Annotated in this window: 18 protein-coding genes; 9 read left to right on the top strand and 9 right to left on the bottom strand. The window is 61.3% G+C overall.

Annotation, left to right across the window (positions count from 1 at the left end; translation table 11 throughout):
- Positions 1 to 6 precede the first annotated feature (6 nt).
- Both NKI54_RS22535 and NKI54_RS22540 read left to right on the top strand, forming a co-directional pair.
- The gene (locus NKI54_RS22535) at positions 7 to 885 is read left to right on the top strand and encodes an ABC transporter permease (RefSeq protein WP_023678809.1); all 879 of its coding nucleotides are present in this window, start codon (positions 7 to 9) and stop codon (positions 883 to 885) included.
- A gap of 29 nt (positions 886 to 914) precedes the next feature.
- On the top strand, positions 915 to 2,246 hold the full coding sequence (locus NKI54_RS22540; RefSeq protein ID WP_502898239.1) for an NAD(P)/FAD-dependent oxidoreductase: 1,332 nt from the start codon (positions 915 to 917) through the stop codon (positions 2,244 to 2,246).
- A 146-nt stretch (positions 2,247 to 2,392) separates the two neighbouring features.
- Here NKI54_RS22540 and NKI54_RS22545 read toward each other — a convergent pair whose 3' ends face one another.
- The gene (locus NKI54_RS22545) at positions 2,393 to 3,331 is read right to left on the bottom strand and encodes an ornithine cyclodeaminase family protein (protein WP_352646227.1); all 939 of its coding nucleotides are present in this window, start codon (positions 3,329 to 3,331) and stop codon (positions 2,393 to 2,395) included.
- Positions 3,332 to 3,385: 54 nt separating this feature from the next.
- Between NKI54_RS22545 and NKI54_RS22550 the strand changes: the two genes are divergently transcribed.
- The 5 genes from NKI54_RS22550 (at position 3,386) to fghA (ending at position 10,173) form a co-directional block, all read left to right on the top strand.
- Complete coding sequence (locus tag NKI54_RS22550; RefSeq protein ID WP_352646225.1) at positions 3,386 to 4,423, top strand: GNAT family N-acetyltransferase; 1,038 nt, start codon at positions 3,386 to 3,388, stop codon at positions 4,421 to 4,423.
- Positions 4,424 to 4,434: 11 nt separating this feature from the next.
- Complete coding sequence (locus tag NKI54_RS22555; protein WP_352646223.1) at positions 4,435 to 5,613, top strand: alanine racemase; 1,179 nt, start codon at positions 4,435 to 4,437, stop codon at positions 5,611 to 5,613.
- A 56-nt stretch (positions 5,614 to 5,669) separates the two neighbouring features.
- A complete protein-coding gene (locus NKI54_RS22560) occupies positions 5,670 to 6,944 on the top strand; it encodes an NAD(P)/FAD-dependent oxidoreductase (RefSeq protein ID WP_352692452.1) in 1,275 nt (424 codons plus the stop codon).
- Positions 6,941 to 8,395, top strand: a complete 1,455-nt coding sequence (locus tag NKI54_RS22565; RefSeq protein WP_352692453.1) for an aldehyde dehydrogenase family protein — start codon at positions 6,941 to 6,943, stop codon at positions 8,393 to 8,395. Before NKI54_RS22560 ends, NKI54_RS22565 begins: the two co-directional genes overlap by 4 nt.
- A 926-nt stretch (positions 8,396 to 9,321) precedes the next feature.
- On the top strand, positions 9,322 to 10,173 hold the full coding sequence (fghA, locus tag NKI54_RS22570) for an S-formylglutathione hydrolase (protein ID WP_352450659.1): 852 nt from the start codon (positions 9,322 to 9,324) through the stop codon (positions 10,171 to 10,173).
- 21 nt (positions 10,174 to 10,194) lie between these two features.
- Here the strand turns inward: fghA and pqqE are convergent, their stop codons facing one another.
- The 8 genes from pqqE to NKI54_RS22610 form a co-directional block, all read right to left on the bottom strand.
- Positions 10,195 to 11,316 carry a pyrroloquinoline quinone biosynthesis protein PqqE gene (gene pqqE / locus NKI54_RS22575; protein ID WP_352692454.1) on the bottom strand — a complete coding sequence of 374 codons (1,122 nt, stop codon included), beginning with the start codon at positions 11,314 to 11,316 and terminating at the stop codon, positions 10,195 to 10,197.
- Entirely contained in the window at positions 11,313 to 11,609 is a 297-nt protein-coding gene (gene pqqD / locus NKI54_RS22580; RefSeq protein WP_352578031.1) for a pyrroloquinoline quinone biosynthesis peptide chaperone PqqD, read from the bottom strand. The genes pqqE and pqqD overlap by 4 nt, the downstream gene beginning before the upstream one ends.
- Positions 11,606 to 12,364 carry a pyrroloquinoline-quinone synthase PqqC gene (gene pqqC / locus NKI54_RS22585; protein WP_352692455.1) on the bottom strand — a complete coding sequence of 253 codons (759 nt, stop codon included), beginning with the start codon at positions 12,362 to 12,364 and terminating at the stop codon, positions 11,606 to 11,608. Before pqqC ends, pqqD begins: the two co-directional genes overlap by 4 nt.
- A complete protein-coding gene (pqqB, locus tag NKI54_RS22590) occupies positions 12,361 to 13,299 on the bottom strand; it encodes a pyrroloquinoline quinone biosynthesis protein PqqB (RefSeq protein WP_352692456.1) in 939 nt (312 codons plus the stop codon). The genes pqqC and pqqB overlap by 4 nt, the downstream gene beginning before the upstream one ends.
- A 411-nt stretch (positions 13,300 to 13,710) precedes the next feature.
- Complete coding sequence (locus tag NKI54_RS22595; protein WP_352692457.1) at positions 13,711 to 14,121, bottom strand: rhodanese-like domain-containing protein; 411 nt, start codon at positions 14,119 to 14,121, stop codon at positions 13,711 to 13,713.
- 186 nt (positions 14,122 to 14,307) lie between these two features.
- Positions 14,308 to 15,171, bottom strand: coding sequence for a substrate-binding domain-containing protein (locus NKI54_RS22600; RefSeq protein ID WP_352692459.1), 864 nt, complete (start codon positions 15,169 to 15,171; stop codon positions 14,308 to 14,310).
- 1 nt (position 15,172) lies between these two features.
- Positions 15,173 to 15,697 carry a c-type cytochrome, methanol metabolism-related gene (locus NKI54_RS22605; protein WP_502898240.1) on the bottom strand — a complete coding sequence of 175 codons (525 nt, stop codon included), beginning with the start codon at positions 15,695 to 15,697 and terminating at the stop codon, positions 15,173 to 15,175.
- A 154-nt stretch (positions 15,698 to 15,851) separates the two neighbouring features.
- Positions 15,852 to 17,627 carry a methanol/ethanol family PQQ-dependent dehydrogenase gene (locus NKI54_RS22610; RefSeq protein ID WP_502898242.1) on the bottom strand — a complete coding sequence of 592 codons (1,776 nt, stop codon included), beginning with the start codon at positions 17,625 to 17,627 and terminating at the stop codon, positions 15,852 to 15,854.
- Between the two features lie 195 nt (positions 17,628 to 17,822).
- On the opposite strand from NKI54_RS22610, the gene NKI54_RS22615 reads away from it, so the two are divergent.
- A complete protein-coding gene (locus NKI54_RS22615; RefSeq protein WP_352683999.1) occupies positions 17,823 to 18,062 on the top strand; it encodes a hypothetical protein in 240 nt (79 codons plus the stop codon).
- 362 nt (positions 18,063 to 18,424) lie between these two features.
- On the top strand, positions 18,425 to 18,778 hold the full coding sequence (locus tag NKI54_RS22620) for a hypothetical protein (RefSeq protein ID WP_352665692.1): 354 nt from the start codon (positions 18,425 to 18,427) through the stop codon (positions 18,776 to 18,778).
- The last annotated feature ends 78 nt before the right edge of the window (positions 18,779 to 18,856 follow it).

Here is an 18,856-nt window from a genome sequence, read left to right on the forward strand (position 1 = left end):
GCCGATATGACCGCTTTCACCGCAAATGCAGCTCCAAGCCGATGGAGAAACAACCGCGCGGCACGTCGTTTCATGCGTCATCGCTTGGCGCTGCTCGGGTTGGCGATGATCATCTTCCTGAGCCTCGCTTGCGTCCTCGGCCCCCATCTCCTGCCTTATGACTCACTGTATATCGATCTGCGGGCCCGCTTTGCCCCTCCGCTGACGGGCTACCACTTTCTAGGTACCGATCCGCTTGGCCGCGACGTGGCGGCAAGGCTTTTGATGGCGGGACGAATCTCGCTGCTGGTGGGTTTCTTTGCCATGGTTTTGTCGACACTCATCGGCACCCTGGTCGGCGTAATTGCCGGCTATCGCGGCGGCTGGGTCGGGGCCACGCTGATGCGCACGGTCGATGGATTCCTGTCATTCCCATCGATCTTTCTGCTGCTGGCGCTGGCTGCCGCACTGAAGCCCAGTCCTGTGATGATCACCGTCATTATCGCCCTCACCAGTTGGATGGAGGTTGCCCGCATAGTCGAAGCGGAAGTCCGCTCGTTACGCGAACGCGAGTTCGTCCTAGCCGGGCGAATGCTGGGATTGAGCGGCACCCACATCATGTTCCGCGAGATACTGCCCAACGCCATGGGGCCGATTATCGTCGCTTCCACCTTGACGGTCGCGCGCGCCATTCTCATGGAAGCCTACATCAGTTTCCTCGGCTACGGGATCCAGCCGCCACTGCCCAGCTGGGGCAACATGCTCAATGGCGCCCAGCAATATCTGGGCAGCGCACCTTGGCTGGCAATCATTCCCGGAGCTGCAATCACCATCGCGGTAACCAGTTTCAATTTCATCGGTGACGGGCTGCGTGATGCGCTCGACGTCCGAGACGACCACATCTGAAGTTTCACCGACCGTAGATTACCCCTGCAATGCAGCGAGAAGTCAGCCACGTGCAAGAGCCTCATATCGCCGACAAGAACACACCCTACTGGTGGGAAGCAGCGCCCGTCATGCCGCTGCCGCGGCAGCCAGTCGCAAAGAACCTTGACGTGGCAATTATCGGCGCCGGTTATGCCGGGCTTTCGGCCGGGCTTGCGCTGGCGCGCGAGGGACGCTCGGTCGCCGCTTTTGATGCGATGAATCCGGGCGAGGGTGCTTCCACGCGCAACGGCGGGATTACGAGCGGGACCATCCGGCCGGACCATGCCACGATCACCCGGCGCTTCGGTGAAGAGAAGGCCTTGGCGATCGAGGCCGAGGGCAAGGTCGCACGCGAATTCCTCTACGACTTCATCAAGACCGAAGGGCTCGACTGCGACTTCCGACTGGTTGGCCAATTCAAAGGCGCATTCGGATATGAACAGTATGAGAAGATGGCGCGCGGCGCCGAGACGCTGGCGAAGAAACTGGGAATCGAGTCCTACGCGGTTCCGCATGCCGAGCAGCGAAATTATATCGGCACCGACTTCTACCGCGGCGGAACCGTTCGGATGGACATTGGCGGGCTGCACCCCGCAAAATTCCATGCTGAGCTCCTGCGGGTGGCGCTCGCATCCGGGTTGACGGTTCATTCGCATACGGTGGTCAAGTCGATCGAGAGGAACGGTTCGGGCTTCCGGGTCGCGACTTCGGCAGGGACGGTGGACGCACGGCAGGTTCTGGTCTGCACCAACGGCTATACCGACGGCGCCGCTCCCTTCCTGCGCCGCCGCCTGGTTCCGGTCCGCAGCCGGATCATCGTCACCGAGGAACTTGCGCCCGATATCATGGCGCGGCTGATGCCGAAGCTGATGACGATCACCGAGAACCGGCAACTCGGTTTCTATTATCGCCCGTCGCCCGACGGGAAACGTATCCTGCTGGGGGGCCGTGACAGTTCCCGCGTCGGCGATCCGGCGGCGCCGAAACTTCTCCTTCGCAAGGGCCTGGTGAACCTCTTCCCGGAGTTGAAGAACGTGCGCCTTTCGCATTGCTGGTTCGGCAACGTGGCGATGAACCGAGACATGCTGCCCCGCATCTTCGAGAAGGACGGCGTGGTCTATGCAACTGGCTTCTGCGGTTCGGGCGTGGTCTGGGCGCCATGGATTGGCATGCGTGCGGCCCACAAGTTGATGGGGCATGGCGAGCAGTCGCGCACTGCGTTCGACTTTCGACCGCCTTCGGCCGTCCCGCTCTATCGTGGCAATCCGTGGTTCATGCCGGCGATTATCCAGGGCTATCGGTTGCAGGACCGTCTCGCCTTCTGGCGCGCCAGACGCTAGTCGCCGACATCGGGGGCGATCCGTGGTTCATGCGGGCAACCCTTTGGCGCGCCCGCCGCTGACACGACTGCAGGATCGCGCGGGGTCACCTTGTTGCCGGAGAGTGTCGAAAAATCCGTCGGGACTGGGGCCTGGTGCGAAACTGATCAGCGGTGGGACGCCTTTGCGCGGATCAGCGCGTCGGCCATGTAGAGGTCCTGCAGGGAGATGCCGGAACTGTCGAAGACCGTGATCTCATTGTCGAAGCGGCGTCCGGGCGCACGCCTTTCAATAACGTCGCCGATTGGTGTTACCACAAGCACGCCGACGTCGATCTCGTCGCGCACATATTGGAACTCGCCGATCTGGACGGACTGGGAAAGCAGATCACAAAACAGACGTGCCTTGGGAAATAATTCGCTCGGCAATTCGCGTTTACCCGGAGCATCCGACCCGATGCTGACGATATGGGTTCCGGGGCCCACCCAAGCGGCATCGAACAGCGGTTCGCGTGCGGGTGTCGCCGTCACCACGATGTCGGCCGTGCGCACGGCTTCTTCGGGCAAGGCAGCGCGCGCCTTCAGTCCCCTTTCGCCGATCTGATCGACAAAAGCGTCGCGCCGCGGCGAAGGCCGGGCCACGACCAGCACGGTTTCGATTGGGCGGATGCGTGCCAGCGCCATCACTTCGAAGCTCGCCTGGTTGCCGGCCCCGAAGATCGCCAGAACCTTGGCTTGCTTGCGCGCAAGAAGATCGGCCGCAACCGCGTCGGCGGCGGCCGTCCTGTAGGCGTTGACCTTCCCGGCCTCGACTACGGCGCCGAGCCGACCTGTATGCTGATCGAGCAGCACGATGGTCGAGTTGTGGCGGGGAAGGCCACGTGCCGAGTTGCCCGACCAGAAGGAGCCAATTTTCACGCCGGTCAGCTCGCCCGACGAACCGGATTTGATTGAGAAGGTATTGGTCACCTCCTGTGTGCGCCCGAGAACAGCCGGAAAGACCCAGCTCTGCCGCGATGCTGCCGCCACGAGAGCCTCGCGCGCCGCCTCGAAAGCAAGTTCATGCGTGACGAGGGCGGCTGACTCCTCTTCGCTGATGTAGATCATCCAAAATTCCTCCTGGGCATCGCCGATCGGGCAACCACGAAGCGGCGATTCAAGGTGCCAGGTATTCCTCGCCCGATTTGCACGATTTGGCATGCCGAGGAACTGCATAAAACGAATAATACCGCTGATTTGAAGGGGCAAAACAGCAGCGAAATCTGTCCGCCGGGCGCGACTCTAAGATCCGACTTCAATCCGACTCTGGATCAACTGACAGCGTTGCACCTTATGGCCTTTGAGCATGACAGAGATATCGTCAGCGCCCCGATCGAGCTGATGAAATTGGAAACCCGCCATTTGCCGAGCGCACTGAAGCTGTCGCAGGAGATGGCCTGGCCCTACCGTCAGGAGGATTGGGAATTTGCCCTGATGGTCGGCAATGGCCTGGTCCTTGAGCGGGCAGGACAGGTGATTGGCACGGCCATGTCCTGGAATTACGGACAGTCCTATGCCTCGGTCGGGATGATCATAGTTACTGGCTCCGCGCAAGGCGGTGGCAACGGCGCCCGGCTCTTTGATGGATTGCTTGAGGCGACACACGGTCGCAACCTGCTGCTCAACTCAACCGAAGAGGGGCTGGCGCTCTACAAGCGACGCGGCTTCACTGCATGGGGCACGGTGCTTCAGCACCAGGGCTCGCTGGCTGTCGCCGTGACGCGGAGTACCCGCGACGACATCCGTCAAGCGACAGCCTCTGACCTCGCGGCAATCCAGGCCTTCGACGAACGGGCCACGGGCATGCCCCGGCTGCCGATGGTGGCTGCGCTCGCCAATGTGGGCAACGCATTGGTCATTGAGCGCAGGGGACGGATTGCAGGCTACGCTGTCGCGAGGAGGTTTGGCCGCGGCTATGTCGTCGGCCCTTGTGCAGCCGAGAGCGACCACGACGCGCGGCTTCTGATCCTGGCCCAGCTTTCGAAGCTTCACAATCAATTCGTTCGCATCGACGTCTATGCCGAGGATGGATTGGGCGACTGGCTTGCGAGCCTTGGCCTGCAGCGGTCCGGCAGTGCGACCGCCATGGTCAAAGGACAACGACCCGTCGCCGAGGGGCCAGCCCATATGTATGCGTTGGCAAACCAGTCGTTCACTTAGGAAACGAGACTATGAATAAGATGGCGGCAAGCTTGGCGGTGAGCGAGACGGCTAGGACGATCGACGCCTTGGTCACCCCGACGCTGCTTCTAGACCGTGGCCGGCTCGAGCACAACATCAAGGGTCTGGCTGAGCGCGCCAGGAAGCTTGGCGTGGTGCTGCGCCCGCATATGAAGACGGCCAAGAGCATCGATGTCGCCCGATACGCGTTCCATCGCGAACGCGGTCCGATCACGGTCTCGACCATCGCCGAGGCGGAGTATTTCGCGGGCCATGGCTTTCGAGACATGACCTACGCGGTCGGCATCTCGCCGGCCTCGGCCAGGCGGGCCATGGAGCTTTGTCGCCGCACCGGCGCTGATGTGAAGCTGTTGCTCGATTCGGTCGGGCAGGCCGATGCCCTGGCCAGCGTCCGCCAAGCCACCGGTATGACCCCATCTGTTTTCATCGAACTGGACTGCGATGACCATCGCGGTGGCTTGAGGCCGGACGACCCGAAGTTGCTCGACGTGGCCGGCAGTGTCGTCGCGGCCAGTGCCAATCTCGTCGGCGTTCTCGCCCATGCAGGCGAATCCTATGGCTTGAACACGCCCGATGCGCTGGTCAAGGCAGGCGAGAACGAGCGTTCAGCCACGGTGCGCGCCGCTGAAATCCTGCGCGCCCATGGCCATGCCTGCCCGATCGTCAGCGTCGGCTCAACGCCGACAGCGCATTTCGCCAGCAATCTTGAGGGGGTCACGGAGCTGCGCGCCGGGGTCTACATGTTCTTCGACCTGGTCCAGCACGGCGTTGGGGTGTGCGAACTCGACGATATCGCGATTTCCGTATTGGCCACGGTGATCGGGTCCAAGCCGGAAAAGGGATGGGTGCTGGTCGATGCAGGGTGGATGGCGCTTTCGCGCGACCGGGGAACCGCAAACCAGCAGATCGACCGGGGTTACGGCGTAGTCTGCGACGAAAAGGGGCGGGTGCTTGAAGATGTGATCGTGGCCCAGGCCAGCCAGGAACACGGTATTCTCGCCATTCGTGCCGGCTCTGGAAAGTCCATGCCCGAGTTGCCGCTCGGGACTCGGGTCCGCATTCTGCCCAACCATGCGTGTGCGATGGCCGCCCAGCATGATTTCTACAGCGTTGTCAACGGGGACAGCCCCAAGATTGAAGCGCGTTGGGAGCGGATGCGCGGCTGGTAGGCGCGCGACTACGCTCGGATGTCGCCCCACTCAAATCAACACTGGTGGTCAAGAAAATGATGTTTACCTCTTACTGGCTGGATACGTCTCAGCCGTTCAATGAAGGGTCGTCCAAACCGCTCGAAGGCCACTACGACGTGGCGATTGTGGGCGGCGGCTTGACCGGCTCCTCCGCCGCGCTGGCCCTTGCCAAAAAGGGCGCCCGGGTTGCCCTGTTGGAGGCCGAAACGATCGGCAATGCCGCGTCCGGCCGCAATGGCGGCATGTGCAACAACGGCTTTGCCCAGAACTATGCAATCATGGCTGGCAAGCACGGCAAGCCGGCCGCAAATGCGCTCTACAAGGCTTTTGACGCCGGCGTCGATATGGTCGAGCGGCTGGTGCAGGAAGAGAAGATCGACTGCAGCTTCTCCCGCGTCGGCAAGCTCAAGCTTGCCGCCAAGCCCGAGCACTACGACATGCTGGCGCGCAGCCAGGAACTACTGGCTGCCAATGTCGATCCCGACACCAGGATGATCGCGCGCGAGGACCTGCGAACCGAAGTCGGCACCAACCGCTACCATGGCGGGCTGCTCTTTCCCAAGAGCGCGGGCATGCATGTCGGCCGGTTCGTCCGGGGCCTCGCGACCGCCGCTGCCCGGCGTGGCGCAGAGGTCCATGAACGCTCGCCCGTCATGGCGATGCGCAAGGTTTCAGGCGGGCATGAGGTAACGACGCCAAAGGGCAAGATCGTCGCGCGGCAGGTCCTGTTGGCAAGCGGCATTTCCCAGGTTGGCCCGCTCGGCTGGATCCGCCGGCGCATGATCCCGGTCGGCGCATTTCTGATCGTGACCGAGCCGCTGTCGCCCGACCACCTTAGGCGTCTCATGCCGACTGGGCGCATGGTCGTCGACACGCGCAATCTCGTTGTCTACTGGCGGCTCACGCCGGACAATCGCCTTTTGTTCGGCGGGAGGGCGCGCTTTGCCGTGTCCAACCCTCAATCCGACGAAAAAAGCGGCCGGATACTCAAGGCGGCGATGGTCGAGGTCTTTCCGGAACTGGCCGGCACCCGCATCGACTACTGCTGGGGCGGCATGGTCGATATGACCCGCGATCGCCTGCCGCGCGCCGGAGAGCGCGATGGCATCTATTACTCGATGGGCTATAGCGGACACGGGACCCAAATGTCGACGTTGATGGGCACCATCATGGCCGACGTCATGGACGGGCACCCCGAGCTCAATCCCTGGAAGGATTTCGACTGGCCAGCGATCCCCGGTTATTTCGGGCGCCCCTGGTTCCTGCCGATTCTCGGCGCCTATTACCGCATGAAGGACCTTGTAGGGTGATGACGCCCCTCGAACGCCTGGCCCGCAACGGCCACCTGGACAAGTTCTTCATCGACGGTCAATGGGTTGAGCCGAGCGGCACCGCGACGGGCGTCGTCGTCAATCCCGCCACAGAAGAGGTTGTGAGCCAGTTTCCGCTTGGAAATGGCGAGGACGTTGACGCGGCCGTTGCAGCGGCTCGCCGGGCATTCGCCACCTGGAGTCGGACCACGCCAGAAGACCGCGCGGGTCTGCTCGATCGCCTGCGAGCGCTGCTCGAGGCGCGCGGCGAACTGCTGGCTCAATGCCTGAGCCTCGAAATGGGCGCGGCGATCGGCTATGCGCGCAGCGCCCAGGTGCCGCTGGCGATCACGCATGTTAAGGTCGCTCGCGATGTGCTGACAGACTTTCGCTTCGTCAAGCAACGGGGGCAAACCGCCGTCACCCACGAACCGATCGGTGTCTGCGCCTTGATCACTCCGTGGAACTGGCCACTTTACCAGATCACCGCCAAGGTTTCGCCGGCGCTCGCTGCAGGCTGCACGATCGTGCTGAAGCCGAGTGAGCTTTCTCCCTTGGACGCCCTGCTATTCGCCGAGGCAATCGAGGAAGCCGGCTTCCCTGCTGGGGTTTTCAACCTCCTGCAAGGTGATGGTCCAGGCGTGGGTATGGGTCTCGCCTCCCATCCGGATGTCGACATGATCTCCATTACCGGGTCCACCCGCGCGGGCATTGCTGTGGCCCAGGCGGCGGCGACCACGGTCAAGCGTGTCGCGCAGGAGCTGGGCGGCAAGTCGCCGAACGTGATCCTGCCGGACGCAGATCTCGATCGCGCCGTTTCTCTGGGCGTAGCCGCCGCCTTCCGCAATCTCGGCCAGTCATGCAGCGCCCCGACGCGCATGATCGTGCCACGCTCGCTGCTCTCCGAGATCGAGGCAATCGCCAAAAGGGCAGCAGCCCAGATCGTCATTGGCGATCCGCTTTGCGAAGCCACAACTCATGGTGCAATCGCAAACCGTGCCCAATTCGACCGCATCCAAACCATGATCGGCGTCGGCATTTCTGAGGGCGCCAGGCTCCTCACCGGCGGACCGGGCCGTGCGCACGATCTGAACGTCGGGTTCTATGTGAGGCCGACCATCTTTTCCGACGTGCGCACAACCATGCGTATTGCCCAGGAAGAGGTCTTCGGGCCAGTTCTCTGCATCATCCCCTACGACACAATCGAGGAGGCCGTCACCATCGCCAACGACACGGTCTACGGTCTGGGGGCTCATGTGCAGGGCCAGGATGTGGACGCCGTCAGGGACGTGGCCTCGCGGATCCGCTCCGGTCAGGTGCATCTCAACTACCCGGCCTGGGATCCGCACGCCCCGTTTGGCGGTTTCAAGCAGTCCGGAAACGGACGCGAATATGGAATCGAGGGCATGTTGGAGTATCTCGAGGTAAAATCCATCCTCGGCTATTTCTAGGCGACATCTTCGCCCAGCGCAGGGGGCGCGCCCGTGGGCCGAGCCGAGCTCCTGGACCGGGCTCACATACGAACCTGGCAATTGCCCTCCGCAGCGTGCGGGCCATCTGCTGAGAAACCCGGTCGAGGCCCGGTAGGGAGGCTTGGTCGATCTAGAATGCCGTCGGAATTAGAGATGTTTGGCCGTCGCGGTCCAGCCGGCCGAGTCTGTACGTTCCGTACATCGAATTGAACACAACCGTGGATAGATTACCATCGCCCTGGGCCGCGTATGGGGAGGGTGGATGAGTAAGGTGAAAAGGGTCAGTCCGGTAGTAGAGCAAGCAATCGGCGCAGTCCTCAATAGGGAGGATCGTGGTGACACCATCTCGATCACAGCGACATTAAACGCAGCACGGCAAGCCGCCCCATATCTGGTCGCATCCGACGAAGAGCTAACCGAGGCGAGCGTCGAGGCAGCAACTGCCCTGGGCCTGTCCGTGGCTTTCGACGGTCGGGAATAGCCGTCGGTTCCACCAGTTCTTGCTCGGTACCCTGGCGCGCTTGCTGCGAGCCCACGCGATGACGCCTGCGTGCTCGTCCGCCATAGCCGCGTCGAAGCGGCTGTCGCCACTGAAAGCCATGGCAAGTGCATTTGCGCAGAGTTCGGCGTTCCGGAAGCATCGCCGATGCCTGCGCAGTGACTGCGTCCTTGTTATAGCCAGCATCGCCAACAGTCGCCCAGCCTGGAGCCCGTATGGCTTGCTGGGCAACGGTGCGCCAGCGAGTGGCCTCTCGCGCCTTGCTGCGCCAAGACGGTCGGCGACGGCAGGCCATCCCGGCTCCGATCAAGAGCCCCGCGCGCCAGCCGGCCCACCAAGGTTGCCGCGATCACCCTTGATGTCGTAGAGCCTACGGTCGGCGGTTAAAATTGGTGGAGAAGAATATATGCCAGAGCACCCGAAACTCGTCTCGACTGCCAAGTCGCATGGCGGCGCCCAGCATGTTTACTCTCATCTCTCAACGAGCTGCTCGTGCGAAATGACGTTTGCCATTTTCGTGCCTCCGCAGGCACGGGAAAGCCGTTGCCCCGTGGTGTGGTACCTCTCCGGACTCAGCTGCACCCATGCGAATGTAATGGAAAAAGGCGAATACAGACGTATTGCCGCCGAACTTGGCTTGATCGTTGTCTGTCCCGACACCAGCCCGCGTGGTGCCGACATTCCGGATGAAAAGGACAATTGGCAGTTCGGCAGCGGCGCCGGTTTCTACCTCGACGCGACGCAAGAGCCGTATGCCAAGAACTATCGCATGTATTCCTATATCGTCGAGGAGCTGCCAGCCGTGATCGGGCGCGAATTTCCCGCCGATATGGCGCGCCAGTCGATCTTCGGCCATTCGATGGGCGGGCATGGCGCGCTGACGATCGCACTGAACAATCCCGCGCGTTTCAGAAGTTGCTCGGCCTTTGCGCCGATCGTGCAGCCAAGCACAGCCGGCTGGTCGAAGCCGGCTTTCGAAAAATATCTCGGCCTGGATGAGGCCTCGTGGCGACGCTACGATGCCACTTCGCTCATCGAGGATGGACACCGTTTCCCGGAATTCCTGGTCGATCAGGGAACGTCAGACGGTTTCCTCCAGGAGGGCCTCAGGCCTTGGCTGCTCGAAGACGCCTGCTCCAAGGCAGGCATTCCGTTGAAATTGCGGATGCAGGACGAATACGATCACTCCTATTTTTTCATTTCGACATTCATGCATGACCATATGACGTGGCATGCCGAACGGCTTTCACGAGGGTAGGCCGTAGGAATAGGTCGGCAGTCAGGCGGGCTCGGTGACGACGCCGATGCGCCGGTAGACGAATGGTTCGTCCTTCGAAGGAACCGTCGCAGCGCGCTGGGCCTCGTCGATCAGCATTGCCATGCGCGCATGGATCGGCGATTTCGCGCAAGCCGGGTCCGTCGCGGCGGCATCGCCGGCGATTGCCATCGCCTGGCAGCGACAGCCGCCCCAGTCGATCTCGCGCCGCTCACAGTTGCGGCAGGGCTCCTGCATCCAGTCCGTGCCTCGAAAGGCATTAAATGCCGGGGAATCGGTCCAGATCGCGGCCAGGCTTCGTGATCCAAAACGCTCGAAGCCGAGCGACGGTATGGTCTGGGCGGCATGGCATGGCAGTACGGTGCCGTCTGGCGTAACCATGAAGGCGTCGCGCGCCCAGCCGCCCATGCACGGCTTGGGATAGATGGCGAAATAATCCGGCGTGACGAAATCGATGTTCATGATGCCGGTGAGCCGTTCGCGCGCCGCCGCGACGATCTCCGCCTGGCGGTCGACGGCAGCACGCTCGGGCATCAGTTGATCGCGATTGGTCAGCGCCCAGCCGGCGTACTGCACGTTGGCGATCTCGAGACGCTCCGCACCCAGCGAAAGGGCCAGATCGATGAATTCCGGTACCTCCTCGATATTGTGGCGATGGATCGGCGCGTTGATGGTAAGCGGCAAGCCGGCCGCGCGAGCGCGGCGTGCCGTTTCCAGCTTCTTTTCGTGGCTGCCCCTGTGATTGCCGATGCGCTCGGTGGTCGTCGGCCGTGCACCTTGAAAGCTCAGTTGCAGATGGTCGAGCCCGGCTTCGGCAAATGCCTCGATGCGGCCATCCGCAATGCCGACACCGGCGGTGATCAGGTTGGTGTAGACGTCGCGCGCCGAAAGCCCGGCGATCAATTGCTCGAGATCGCGACGCAGCGTCGGTTCACCGCCGGACAGATGCACCTGGAGAACGCCAAGGTCGGCCGCCTGCGAGAACAGGTCGAGCCAGCTCTGCGTGTCGAGTTCGCGATTGGCCTTCAGCAATTCGAGCGGATTGGAACAATAGGGGCATTGCAGCGGGCAGCGATGCGTCAGTTCCGCCAGCATGCCGATCGGGGGGAGAGGGGGCTCGCTCATAGCTTCACCAGCAGCTTGTCCGACCATTCCTGCAGGAAGGCGACGACATCGGCCGCCACAGCCTCCTGTTCGGCATCATAATCTGCGGCAAGGCCGGCAATGATGTGGCCGACCGTGGACCGTCCGTCGCAGCGGCGCAATATGTCGAGGCTGATCTCGTTTGGCCAGAACACCTTTTCGGGCGACAGCACGGCGAACGCCTGGCGCACGGGGTCATACTGTATGCGCACGTGCTTCGGCAGCGATGGAACCGACTGCAGCGACACCATGGCTCTTTCGCGCAGTGCCATCATTGGGCTGCCTCCGGACGGAAGGCGCCGGGCGGGATATTGCCCGGCTCGCCATAGGCGTGTTGAAGCGCGTCGAGCATGGCCCAGAGTATATCGCATTTGAACACCAGTGCATCGATCGCCTGCTGCCGGCGCTCCGCCGTGTCGGCATGTTCGAGCACATAGGCGAGCGCGAAGTCGGCGTCGCGCGAGGCCTGTTCGGGCCGTCGGGTGAAATAGGCCAGCGTGTCCTCGGTGATATAATCGTATCTGGCCAGCATCGCGGGTACCCGCTCGCCGATGATGAGCGGCGAGAACATCTCGGTCAGCGACGACGCGACCGCCTCCAGCAGGGTCCGGTTCGTGCAAAAGGAGAGGTAAGCGCCAACCGCAAAACGTGTCGCCGGCAGGGCCAGCCTCTCGCTCTTCACCGCGTCGGCATCGAGACCGAGCGAGGTCGCCAAGTGCAACCAGCGCGCAATACCGCCGCTCCAGCCGTCTTCGCCGTCATGATCCTCGATGCGTTTGCGCCAGGCGGCGCGAAACGCCGGATCCTCGGCATGCGCGAGGATCATGGCATCCTTGCGCGGAATGACAGCCTGATAGCAATAGCGGTTCAGCGCCCAGGCCTGCATCTCGGTCCTCGACAGCGCACCGCTGGTCATCCTGTGATGGAAAGGATGGTGGTTGTGATAGCGCTCGGCACCGACCTGCCGCAGCACGGCTTCGAGCTCGCTTGAGGACAGGCCGTTGCTGGCTGCGTCGTGGAAATCACTCAAAGGTCCATCTCCATCCCGTCGCGGGCCACTTCCCAGCCAGCCGCTTCGACTGCTGCATGCTCGGCAGAATTCTCGTCCAGAACAGGATTGGTGTTGTTGATGTGGACGAAGACACGGCGGCCGATCCTCACATCGGCCAAGCCGGCGATCGACCCCGCGTCTCCCGACATTGCCAGATGCCCCATGCGCGCACCGGTCTTTTGGCCGACGCCGGCAGCAATCATCTCGTCGTCGGTGAAGACCGTGCCGTCGAACAGAAGGCATTCGGCATCGGCTAGACGCGTGCGCAGGGTCGCATCGATGCGGGCGCAGCCGGGGATGTAGAAGACGGAGCCGCGACTGCCGGCACCGGCGATACGGACGCCGATCGTGTCGCCGGCATCGGAGCTGAAATTGGCATCCGGCTGGCCTCTTTCTTCGAGATAGAGGGCTATCTTCCCGGGCACGGGAAAGCTCTCGACAGCCACCCCGGTGTCGTGGCCGTCTGCGTCGCAGATCGACAGTTCTTGAGCCGGCGGCAAGATGCGTCGCGGCACGAGCGCCGGATCGAGGACATTGAAAATCGAATTCGCCTTCAGCGTCGCCAGAACCTGTGTCGTTGCATAGATAGCGAAAGGCTGCCGCTCACGCAGGCTGAGCAGGCCGGCCACGTGATCGACATCGGCATTGGTCAGCACCACCGCGCGAATAGGTGTCGAGCGCAGCGGCGCATCGTGCGCGGGCTGCAATTCAGGCGTTGCCGCGATCTGCTGGCGAATGTCGGGCGAGGCGTTGAACAGAACCCAGCCGAGTCCATCCGCCGACGCGGCGACACTCGATTGGGTTCGTGAATGCACGCCAGCTACCCCGGTGCGAGCCGCACGGCTCAGACGATAATTGCAGTTCCATTGCGGAAAGCCGCCGCCGGCCGCCGATCCGATGATTCTCAAGCGCATGAAAACGCCCGCCCCGCGGCTTCTCTGACCAGCAGCCAATTTGCAGCCGCAAAAAACGGCCCGCCGGCTTTGCGCGCCTCAAACTCTTTCACGAAAATCCCATACGGCAAGGGGATGCGTGCCCCTGTTGTCAGGGACACGCACCTCTGCGGCCTACTTCTTGGGAGTAATTTCAGCAGGCAGATACCGCGAAATTTCAAAGCCCGCAGCAACCTGACACATGGTCGGTTTTGTCCAGCTCTTCTTCATAACATTTCTCCTCTTCTACCAGCCCGAAGGGGCCGATGCTGTCATTAGTCAACCATTGCAGGGCACCGAAACAATGGCTCGTCCATCACGTTTCAAAATGGACAAATGAATCATTAGGTTTTTAAAAGTCGAAAAAAGATCGAAAGTAGCTGTGGTCTTCCTTTAATTGTTCATCGCGTAGGGTTTCTTCTCCTCCAGCGGAAGACTCGCACCTTCCCAGCCATCCGCGCCGAGCGGATACCATATCACTGAACTGTAGCCCCACTCGACTGCCCGTTTCGCGGCATTCCACGACATCCAGCAATTCGTCATGCAATAGAACAGAATCGCGCGCGATTTGTCGGTGCCGGCCGCGGCTGCGAGGCCTTGGCGAAAGTAGTTGGCGGTCTTCTCCGAAATAGCGCCGTATCCCACGTTGGCCAGCCATATGCTGCCTGGAATGTCCTTTCTGACCTTGTCTCTCCATATCGTTCCTGCCGGCAGATTGGTCGGCTTCGGCGTGTCCGGCATCACGTCGAAGAAGACTGCCTTTTTCCCTCGCCACAGCGCTTCCGCCTCTTCCGTGGTCACCACTGTCGCACCCTGCAGCGTGTCTCGGCACGGGTGCCCGGTATTCGTCCAGCCGATAGCCGGCGGGCTCGTCAACCCCGCCTGCCCATGCCGGCTCCCTAATGCGCAGGAGGCCCACCGTGAGCAGCAAAACCGCTTCCTTTCCTTTCATCGCCTGCCACATTCTGGCCTCTGCCGGGCCCGTCCCAACTATTGCGTGATCGGATTGTCATGCTCGTCGATCAGCGGCACGTTGTAGCTGAGCAGGATCTTGATGATCTCCGCCTGGTTTTCCCTGATCACCCGGTTGAGCGTCCGCTTCCATTCCTGGTCGGACGGGCGTACGCCCATGGTGATGCGATAAGACATGCGCGAGCCGGTTTTTTCCTTCAGCAGCGGAACGATCGTGACGTCGGCTCCGAGTTCCCTGGCATAGTAGCCCGCCATCGGGCCCCACAGGACCGCCGCGTCGATCTTGCCGGCGAGCATGTCCTTGATCATGACCTCCCCCATGGAAGGGGTGACGCGCGTATCCACCGCCAGCGGGTAGATCTTGGCGGTCCGCAGAAGCTTGTTGGCGGCCATGTTGGCGGTTGGCGGCGTGCTTTCGACGACGCCGATTCTCTTGCCGGAAAGTTTCGGATCTTCGATCGTCTCGACGCCTTCCATGCCGTTGCCTTTCGGGTAGACGAGCACATAGGCGGAGCGGTAGTAGGCATTGGTGTTCTGCACCAGTTCATCACCTTGGGCGTAGCCCATGATGATGTCGCATCGGTTGGCCCCAAGCGTGTTGCGCACAAAGCCGGTGACAGTGGGAAACCACGTGTAAGCGACTGATTTCCGCCCCGTCTTCTTGGCAACCAGTTCAGCCAGCTTGTTTTCGAAGCCTTGGCCGTTCTTGTCGGTAAAGGGCATGTTCGAGGGATCTGCGCAGACGCGCAGAATGTCGGGATCGACCAGTTCGCCCGCAGCGCCAAGCCCGGCATTTTGTGCCAGAACATTCGACGGCAGCAAGGCGAGCGCGCCGAGGATCGGCAGAACGACGCGCAGCTTCGATGCAGTGCAGCCGGTCATATCATCCACCCATGCAGGATGCTTCGGCATCCTTGGCTGCCTGAGCCTTGTTTTCGTGCTTGGGCGGCCTGCCGCGGGGTGCCGCGCCATCTGCGCGCGCGCGCAGATAGACGTAGAGATCGTCCAGGTAACAATAGACGTTCTTGTTGTCGCCAAAGGCAGGCATGACGTTTTCCTTGCCGCCGCCGACATTCTTGCGGCCCTCGGCGACGATCGACAGGAACGTGGCGTAATCCATGCTCTTCAGGCTATTAGCCAGGGCAGGCGCATAGCTCGAACCTGTGGCGTCCTGTCCGTGACAGACATGGCAATCTGAGTGATACCGGCGGTACCCGCTGAAGGTGTACCAATCGACGGTTCCGTTTTCGATCTTGTAGGTCGGATTTCCGTCCGCATCTAAATATTTGCCTCCTTCTTGCTTCACCGCCTTGGCTTTCTCCATGCTGTCTTCGGCCCGTACCAGACTTGAGCTGGCCAGAGGCAGCAGGACTAGCGCGAGAGCGGAAACTGCAATGCGAACGATCATTCAGGCTCTTCCTTCGTTTGCCAGAAACCTGGCTGCCGTCGTGCAGCGGCATTGATCGGAGTTGGGTGCGCGGCGCAATCGAGAGCCCGGTTCCCGGCTTCCCGGTGACCCGGGCTCTCGTTTTCGAACCTAGCCGTAAGGCTCTTCCCGGTTATCAGTCCGGGAGGCCGAAGACGGTGAGCTGCCCGCCCAGTGTCGTATAGTCGGCAAGTGCCGCGTAACCGCCGACGGCACCCAGACCAGCGGTTCCAACGACCGCGGTCTGGTCGCCCTGCGCACGGCCCTGATCGACGGCGCCATGCCAGGCAGCGGCGTTGTCGGGCGAAAGCAGCCCTCCTGCCAGACCGATACCGGCCCATCCACCGACGCCGGACAGAACGGCGACGTACTGCTTGCCGTCATGCTCATAGGTCGTGATGTTGCCGATGATGCCGGACGGGGTCTTGAACTTGTAGAGTTCCTTGCCGTCCTTATCGACCGCCTTGATGTAGCCTTCGAGGGTACCGTAGAAGACGACGTCGCCATCTGTCGCCAATGCGCCCGACCACACCGAGAACTGCTCGGGCTTCGACCAGACGATCTCACCCTTGGCTGCATCCCAGGCAATGAAGTTGCCCATGTTACCGTCACCGCCAGGCGCCGCATACATCGACACGGTGGCGCCCACATAGGGCTGACCGGCGGTGTAGCTCACTTTGTAAGGCTCATAGTCCATGCAGACATGGTTGGTCGGCACGTAGAACAACCCGGTCTTCGGCGAGTAGGCGGCCGGCTGCTGGTCCTTGGTTCCAAGCGCGGCCGGGCAGATACCGGTCGAGTTGGTGTCTTCGCCGTTCTGCTGGGTCGAATACTTGGCGACGACCTGCGGGCGGCCATACTGGTCGCTCTTGGGATCCATGTTGACTTCCGTCGCCCAGTTCACTGCCGGATCGTATTTCTTGGCGACGAGAAGTTCGCCGGTGGCTCGATCCATTGTGTAGGCAAAGCCGTTGCGGTCGAAATGCACCAGCACGTCGTGCTTGGCGCCGTTGACCTCCATGCCATCGACGAGAATCATCTCGTTGATGCCGTCATAGTCCCACTCATCATGCGGGGTCATTTGGTAGAGCCATTTGGCAACACCGGTATCCGCATCGCGAGCCATGATTGTCATGGACCAGCGATTGTCGCCTGGGCGCTGGACCGGGTTCCACGTCGAGGGATTGCCGGTGCCGTAATAGACCAGGTTCAGCTTGGGATCATAGGAATACCATCCCCATGTCGTGCCGCCGCCCGTCTTCCACTGTTCGCCTTCCCAGGTGTTCGTGCCGGAATCCTTTCCGACAGGCTTGCCGAGATGGGTCGTCTTCTCGGGATCGAGAAGGGTGTCTGCATCAGGACCTTCCGAATAGGCTTTCCAGGCGAGCTTGCCGTCTTTCAGATTGTAGGCGGCCAGCCAGCCGCGAACACCGAATTCAGCACCGGAGACGCCCACGAGCACCTTGTCCTTGATGACTACGGGTGCCGACGTGCCGGATTCGCCCTTTCCGCCGTCGGTCTGGTCTCCGTTCTTGACAGACCAGACGACCTTGCCGGTCTTGGCATCGAGCGCGACGACGGTGGTGTCGGCCTGATTGAGAATGATCTTGCCGTCGCCATAGGCAACACCGCGATTGACCGTGTCGCAGCACATGATCGGAATGACGTTCGTGTCCTGCTTGGGCTCGTATTTCCACAGGATCTTGCCGTCATTCTTGAGGTCCAGAGCATAGACGTTGTTTGGGAAAGGCGTGTGGACATACATCACGTCGCCGATGACCAGCGGCCCGCCTTCGTGACCGCGCAGCACGCCGGTGGAAAAGCTCCATTTGACCTGCAGGTTCTTCACATTGTCGGCAGTGATCTGGTTGAGTTTGGAATAGCGGGTGTTGGCGTAGTCACCCGTCTGCATCGCCCAGTTCTTCGCATCCGATGCGAGCTTTGCAAGGTCTTCATTGGCCGAAGCCGTATAGGCAGCGCCGAGCGATAAAAACGCCGCGGTCGTCAGAATGTAAGTAGTTTTCGCAAGTACACGCATCCAAAATCCTCCCGGGTTCGCAGTGAAGAATCGACCGTCAAGCCCCACAAGGGCTTGCCCAAGCAATTCATGTTGGGAAGTTATTTTCCGGCAGCTGTCACGACCTACCCCGAAGCAGAGGGCACCGTTACCGCCCGCCCCCCTTGGTCTTCGAAAGACTGCCGCCGCTCCCTGATGACGGTGGCGCTCTTGAAGCCGGAAACAGGAAAAAGCTATGTCATCGTAAAAGGGCAGGCAAGCAAAAACCTACAATGGGTCGCTGCGCTGCAATATCGATTATGGTGCGATGCGATATTCAGAAACAATTAAAATAAGCACCGAGTGAAAAACTAATAAGAGGATGACCGTCAGCCGCGATATATATAGCAACCATATTGTTTCCGTATTCTCGAGGTGATACACATTTGACTTTATTTCGATATATTCTGCGGGGCACCTCCGAGTAAGTATGCGTGCGTCTCGCTGGTTGCCGATAGTGAGCGAAGCATGAAATGAACGCGTGAAGGAGGGTGCGCAGCGGGTCATGAAGCTGGCTCTTGTCGGTCGATAGGGCATTCCTCCTTTGGTCCTATATGCAGGCCATGGGAGCTTGACTGGCTTTGCGGCACGTCGCCAATTGGAGCGATGATCCCGTCTGGATGCATGGTGTCCAGGCCAACTGGAGGTTCCTCATGATAAGGTCTGTTGGATCTCTCACCTTGCCGGTGGCCTTTGCGACCACGCTGGCCTTTGCGAACTCGGCCAACGCCGCGGGAGACTACCCGACGGCAACGATTGCCGACTACGTGCTCGGCTGCATGCAAACAAATGGCCAGACACGTCAGGCGCTTGAAAGCTGTTCCTGCTCGATCGATGTTATCGCCTCGATCCTTCCTTACGATCACTATGAGAGGGCGGAGACCTTCAAAAGTATGTCGTTGACGACAGGGGAGGCGGCAGGGTTGTTTCGCGAAAGCGCGCCAGCGAAGGCGGCGCGCACGGAACTGAAACGCGCGCAGGCTGAAGCCGACGTACGTTGCTTTTAGTCAGGCGGAACAGGCACGCGTGGCCGTGCGCCTCACAGTCTCGCTGTTTTTATTGGCCATTGGCTGCGAAATACCTTG

This window comes from Mesorhizobium sp. M0663, from assembly GCF_040320585.1.
Classification (GTDB): Bacteria; Pseudomonadota; Alphaproteobacteria; order Rhizobiales; family Rhizobiaceae; genus Mesorhizobium.

Bases quoted from the DNA above. Each gene is read 5' to 3' on its own strand.
- NKI54_RS22535 (WP_023678809.1), top strand. From the start codon at position 7: ATGACCGCTTTCACCGCAAATGCAGCTCCAAGCCGATGGAGAAACAAC.
- NKI54_RS22540 (WP_502898239.1), top strand. From the start codon at position 915: ATGCAGCGAGAAGTCAGCCACGTGCAAGAGCCTCATATCGCCGACAAG.
- NKI54_RS22545 (WP_352646227.1), bottom strand. From the start codon at position 3,331: ATGATCTACATCAGCGAAGAGGAGTCAGCCGCCCTCGTCACGCATGAA.
- NKI54_RS22555 (WP_352646223.1), top strand. From the start codon at position 4,435: ATGAATAAGATGGCGGCAAGCTTGGCGGTGAGCGAGACGGCTAGGACG.
- NKI54_RS22560 (WP_352692452.1), top strand. From the start codon at position 5,670: ATGATGTTTACCTCTTACTGGCTGGATACGTCTCAGCCGTTCAATGAA.
- fghA (WP_352450659.1), top strand. From the start codon at position 9,322: ATGCCAGAGCACCCGAAACTCGTCTCGACTGCCAAGTCGCATGGCGGC.
- pqqE (WP_352692454.1), bottom strand. From the start codon at position 11,316: ATGAGCGAGCCCCCTCTCCCCCCGATCGGCATGCTGGCGGAACTGACG.
- pqqD (WP_352578031.1), bottom strand. From the start codon at position 11,609: ATGATGGCACTGCGCGAAAGAGCCATGGTGTCGCTGCAGTCGGTTCCA.
- pqqB (WP_352692456.1), bottom strand. From the start codon at position 13,299: ATGCGCTTGAGAATCATCGGATCGGCGGCCGGCGGCGGCTTTCCGCAA.
- NKI54_RS22600 (WP_352692459.1), bottom strand. From the start codon at position 15,171: ATGACCGGCTGCACTGCATCGAAGCTGCGCGTCGTTCTGCCGATCCTC.
- NKI54_RS22605 (WP_502898240.1), bottom strand. From the start codon at position 15,697: ATGATCGTTCGCATTGCAGTTTCCGCTCTCGCGCTAGTCCTGCTGCCT.
- NKI54_RS22610 (WP_502898242.1), bottom strand. From the start codon at position 17,627: ATGCAGACGGGTGACTACGCCAACACCCGCTATTCCAAACTCAACCAG.
- NKI54_RS22615 (WP_352683999.1), top strand. From the start codon at position 17,823: ATGTTGGGAAGTTATTTTCCGGCAGCTGTCACGACCTACCCCGAAGCA.
- NKI54_RS22620 (WP_352665692.1), top strand. From the start codon at position 18,425: ATGATAAGGTCTGTTGGATCTCTCACCTTGCCGGTGGCCTTTGCGACC.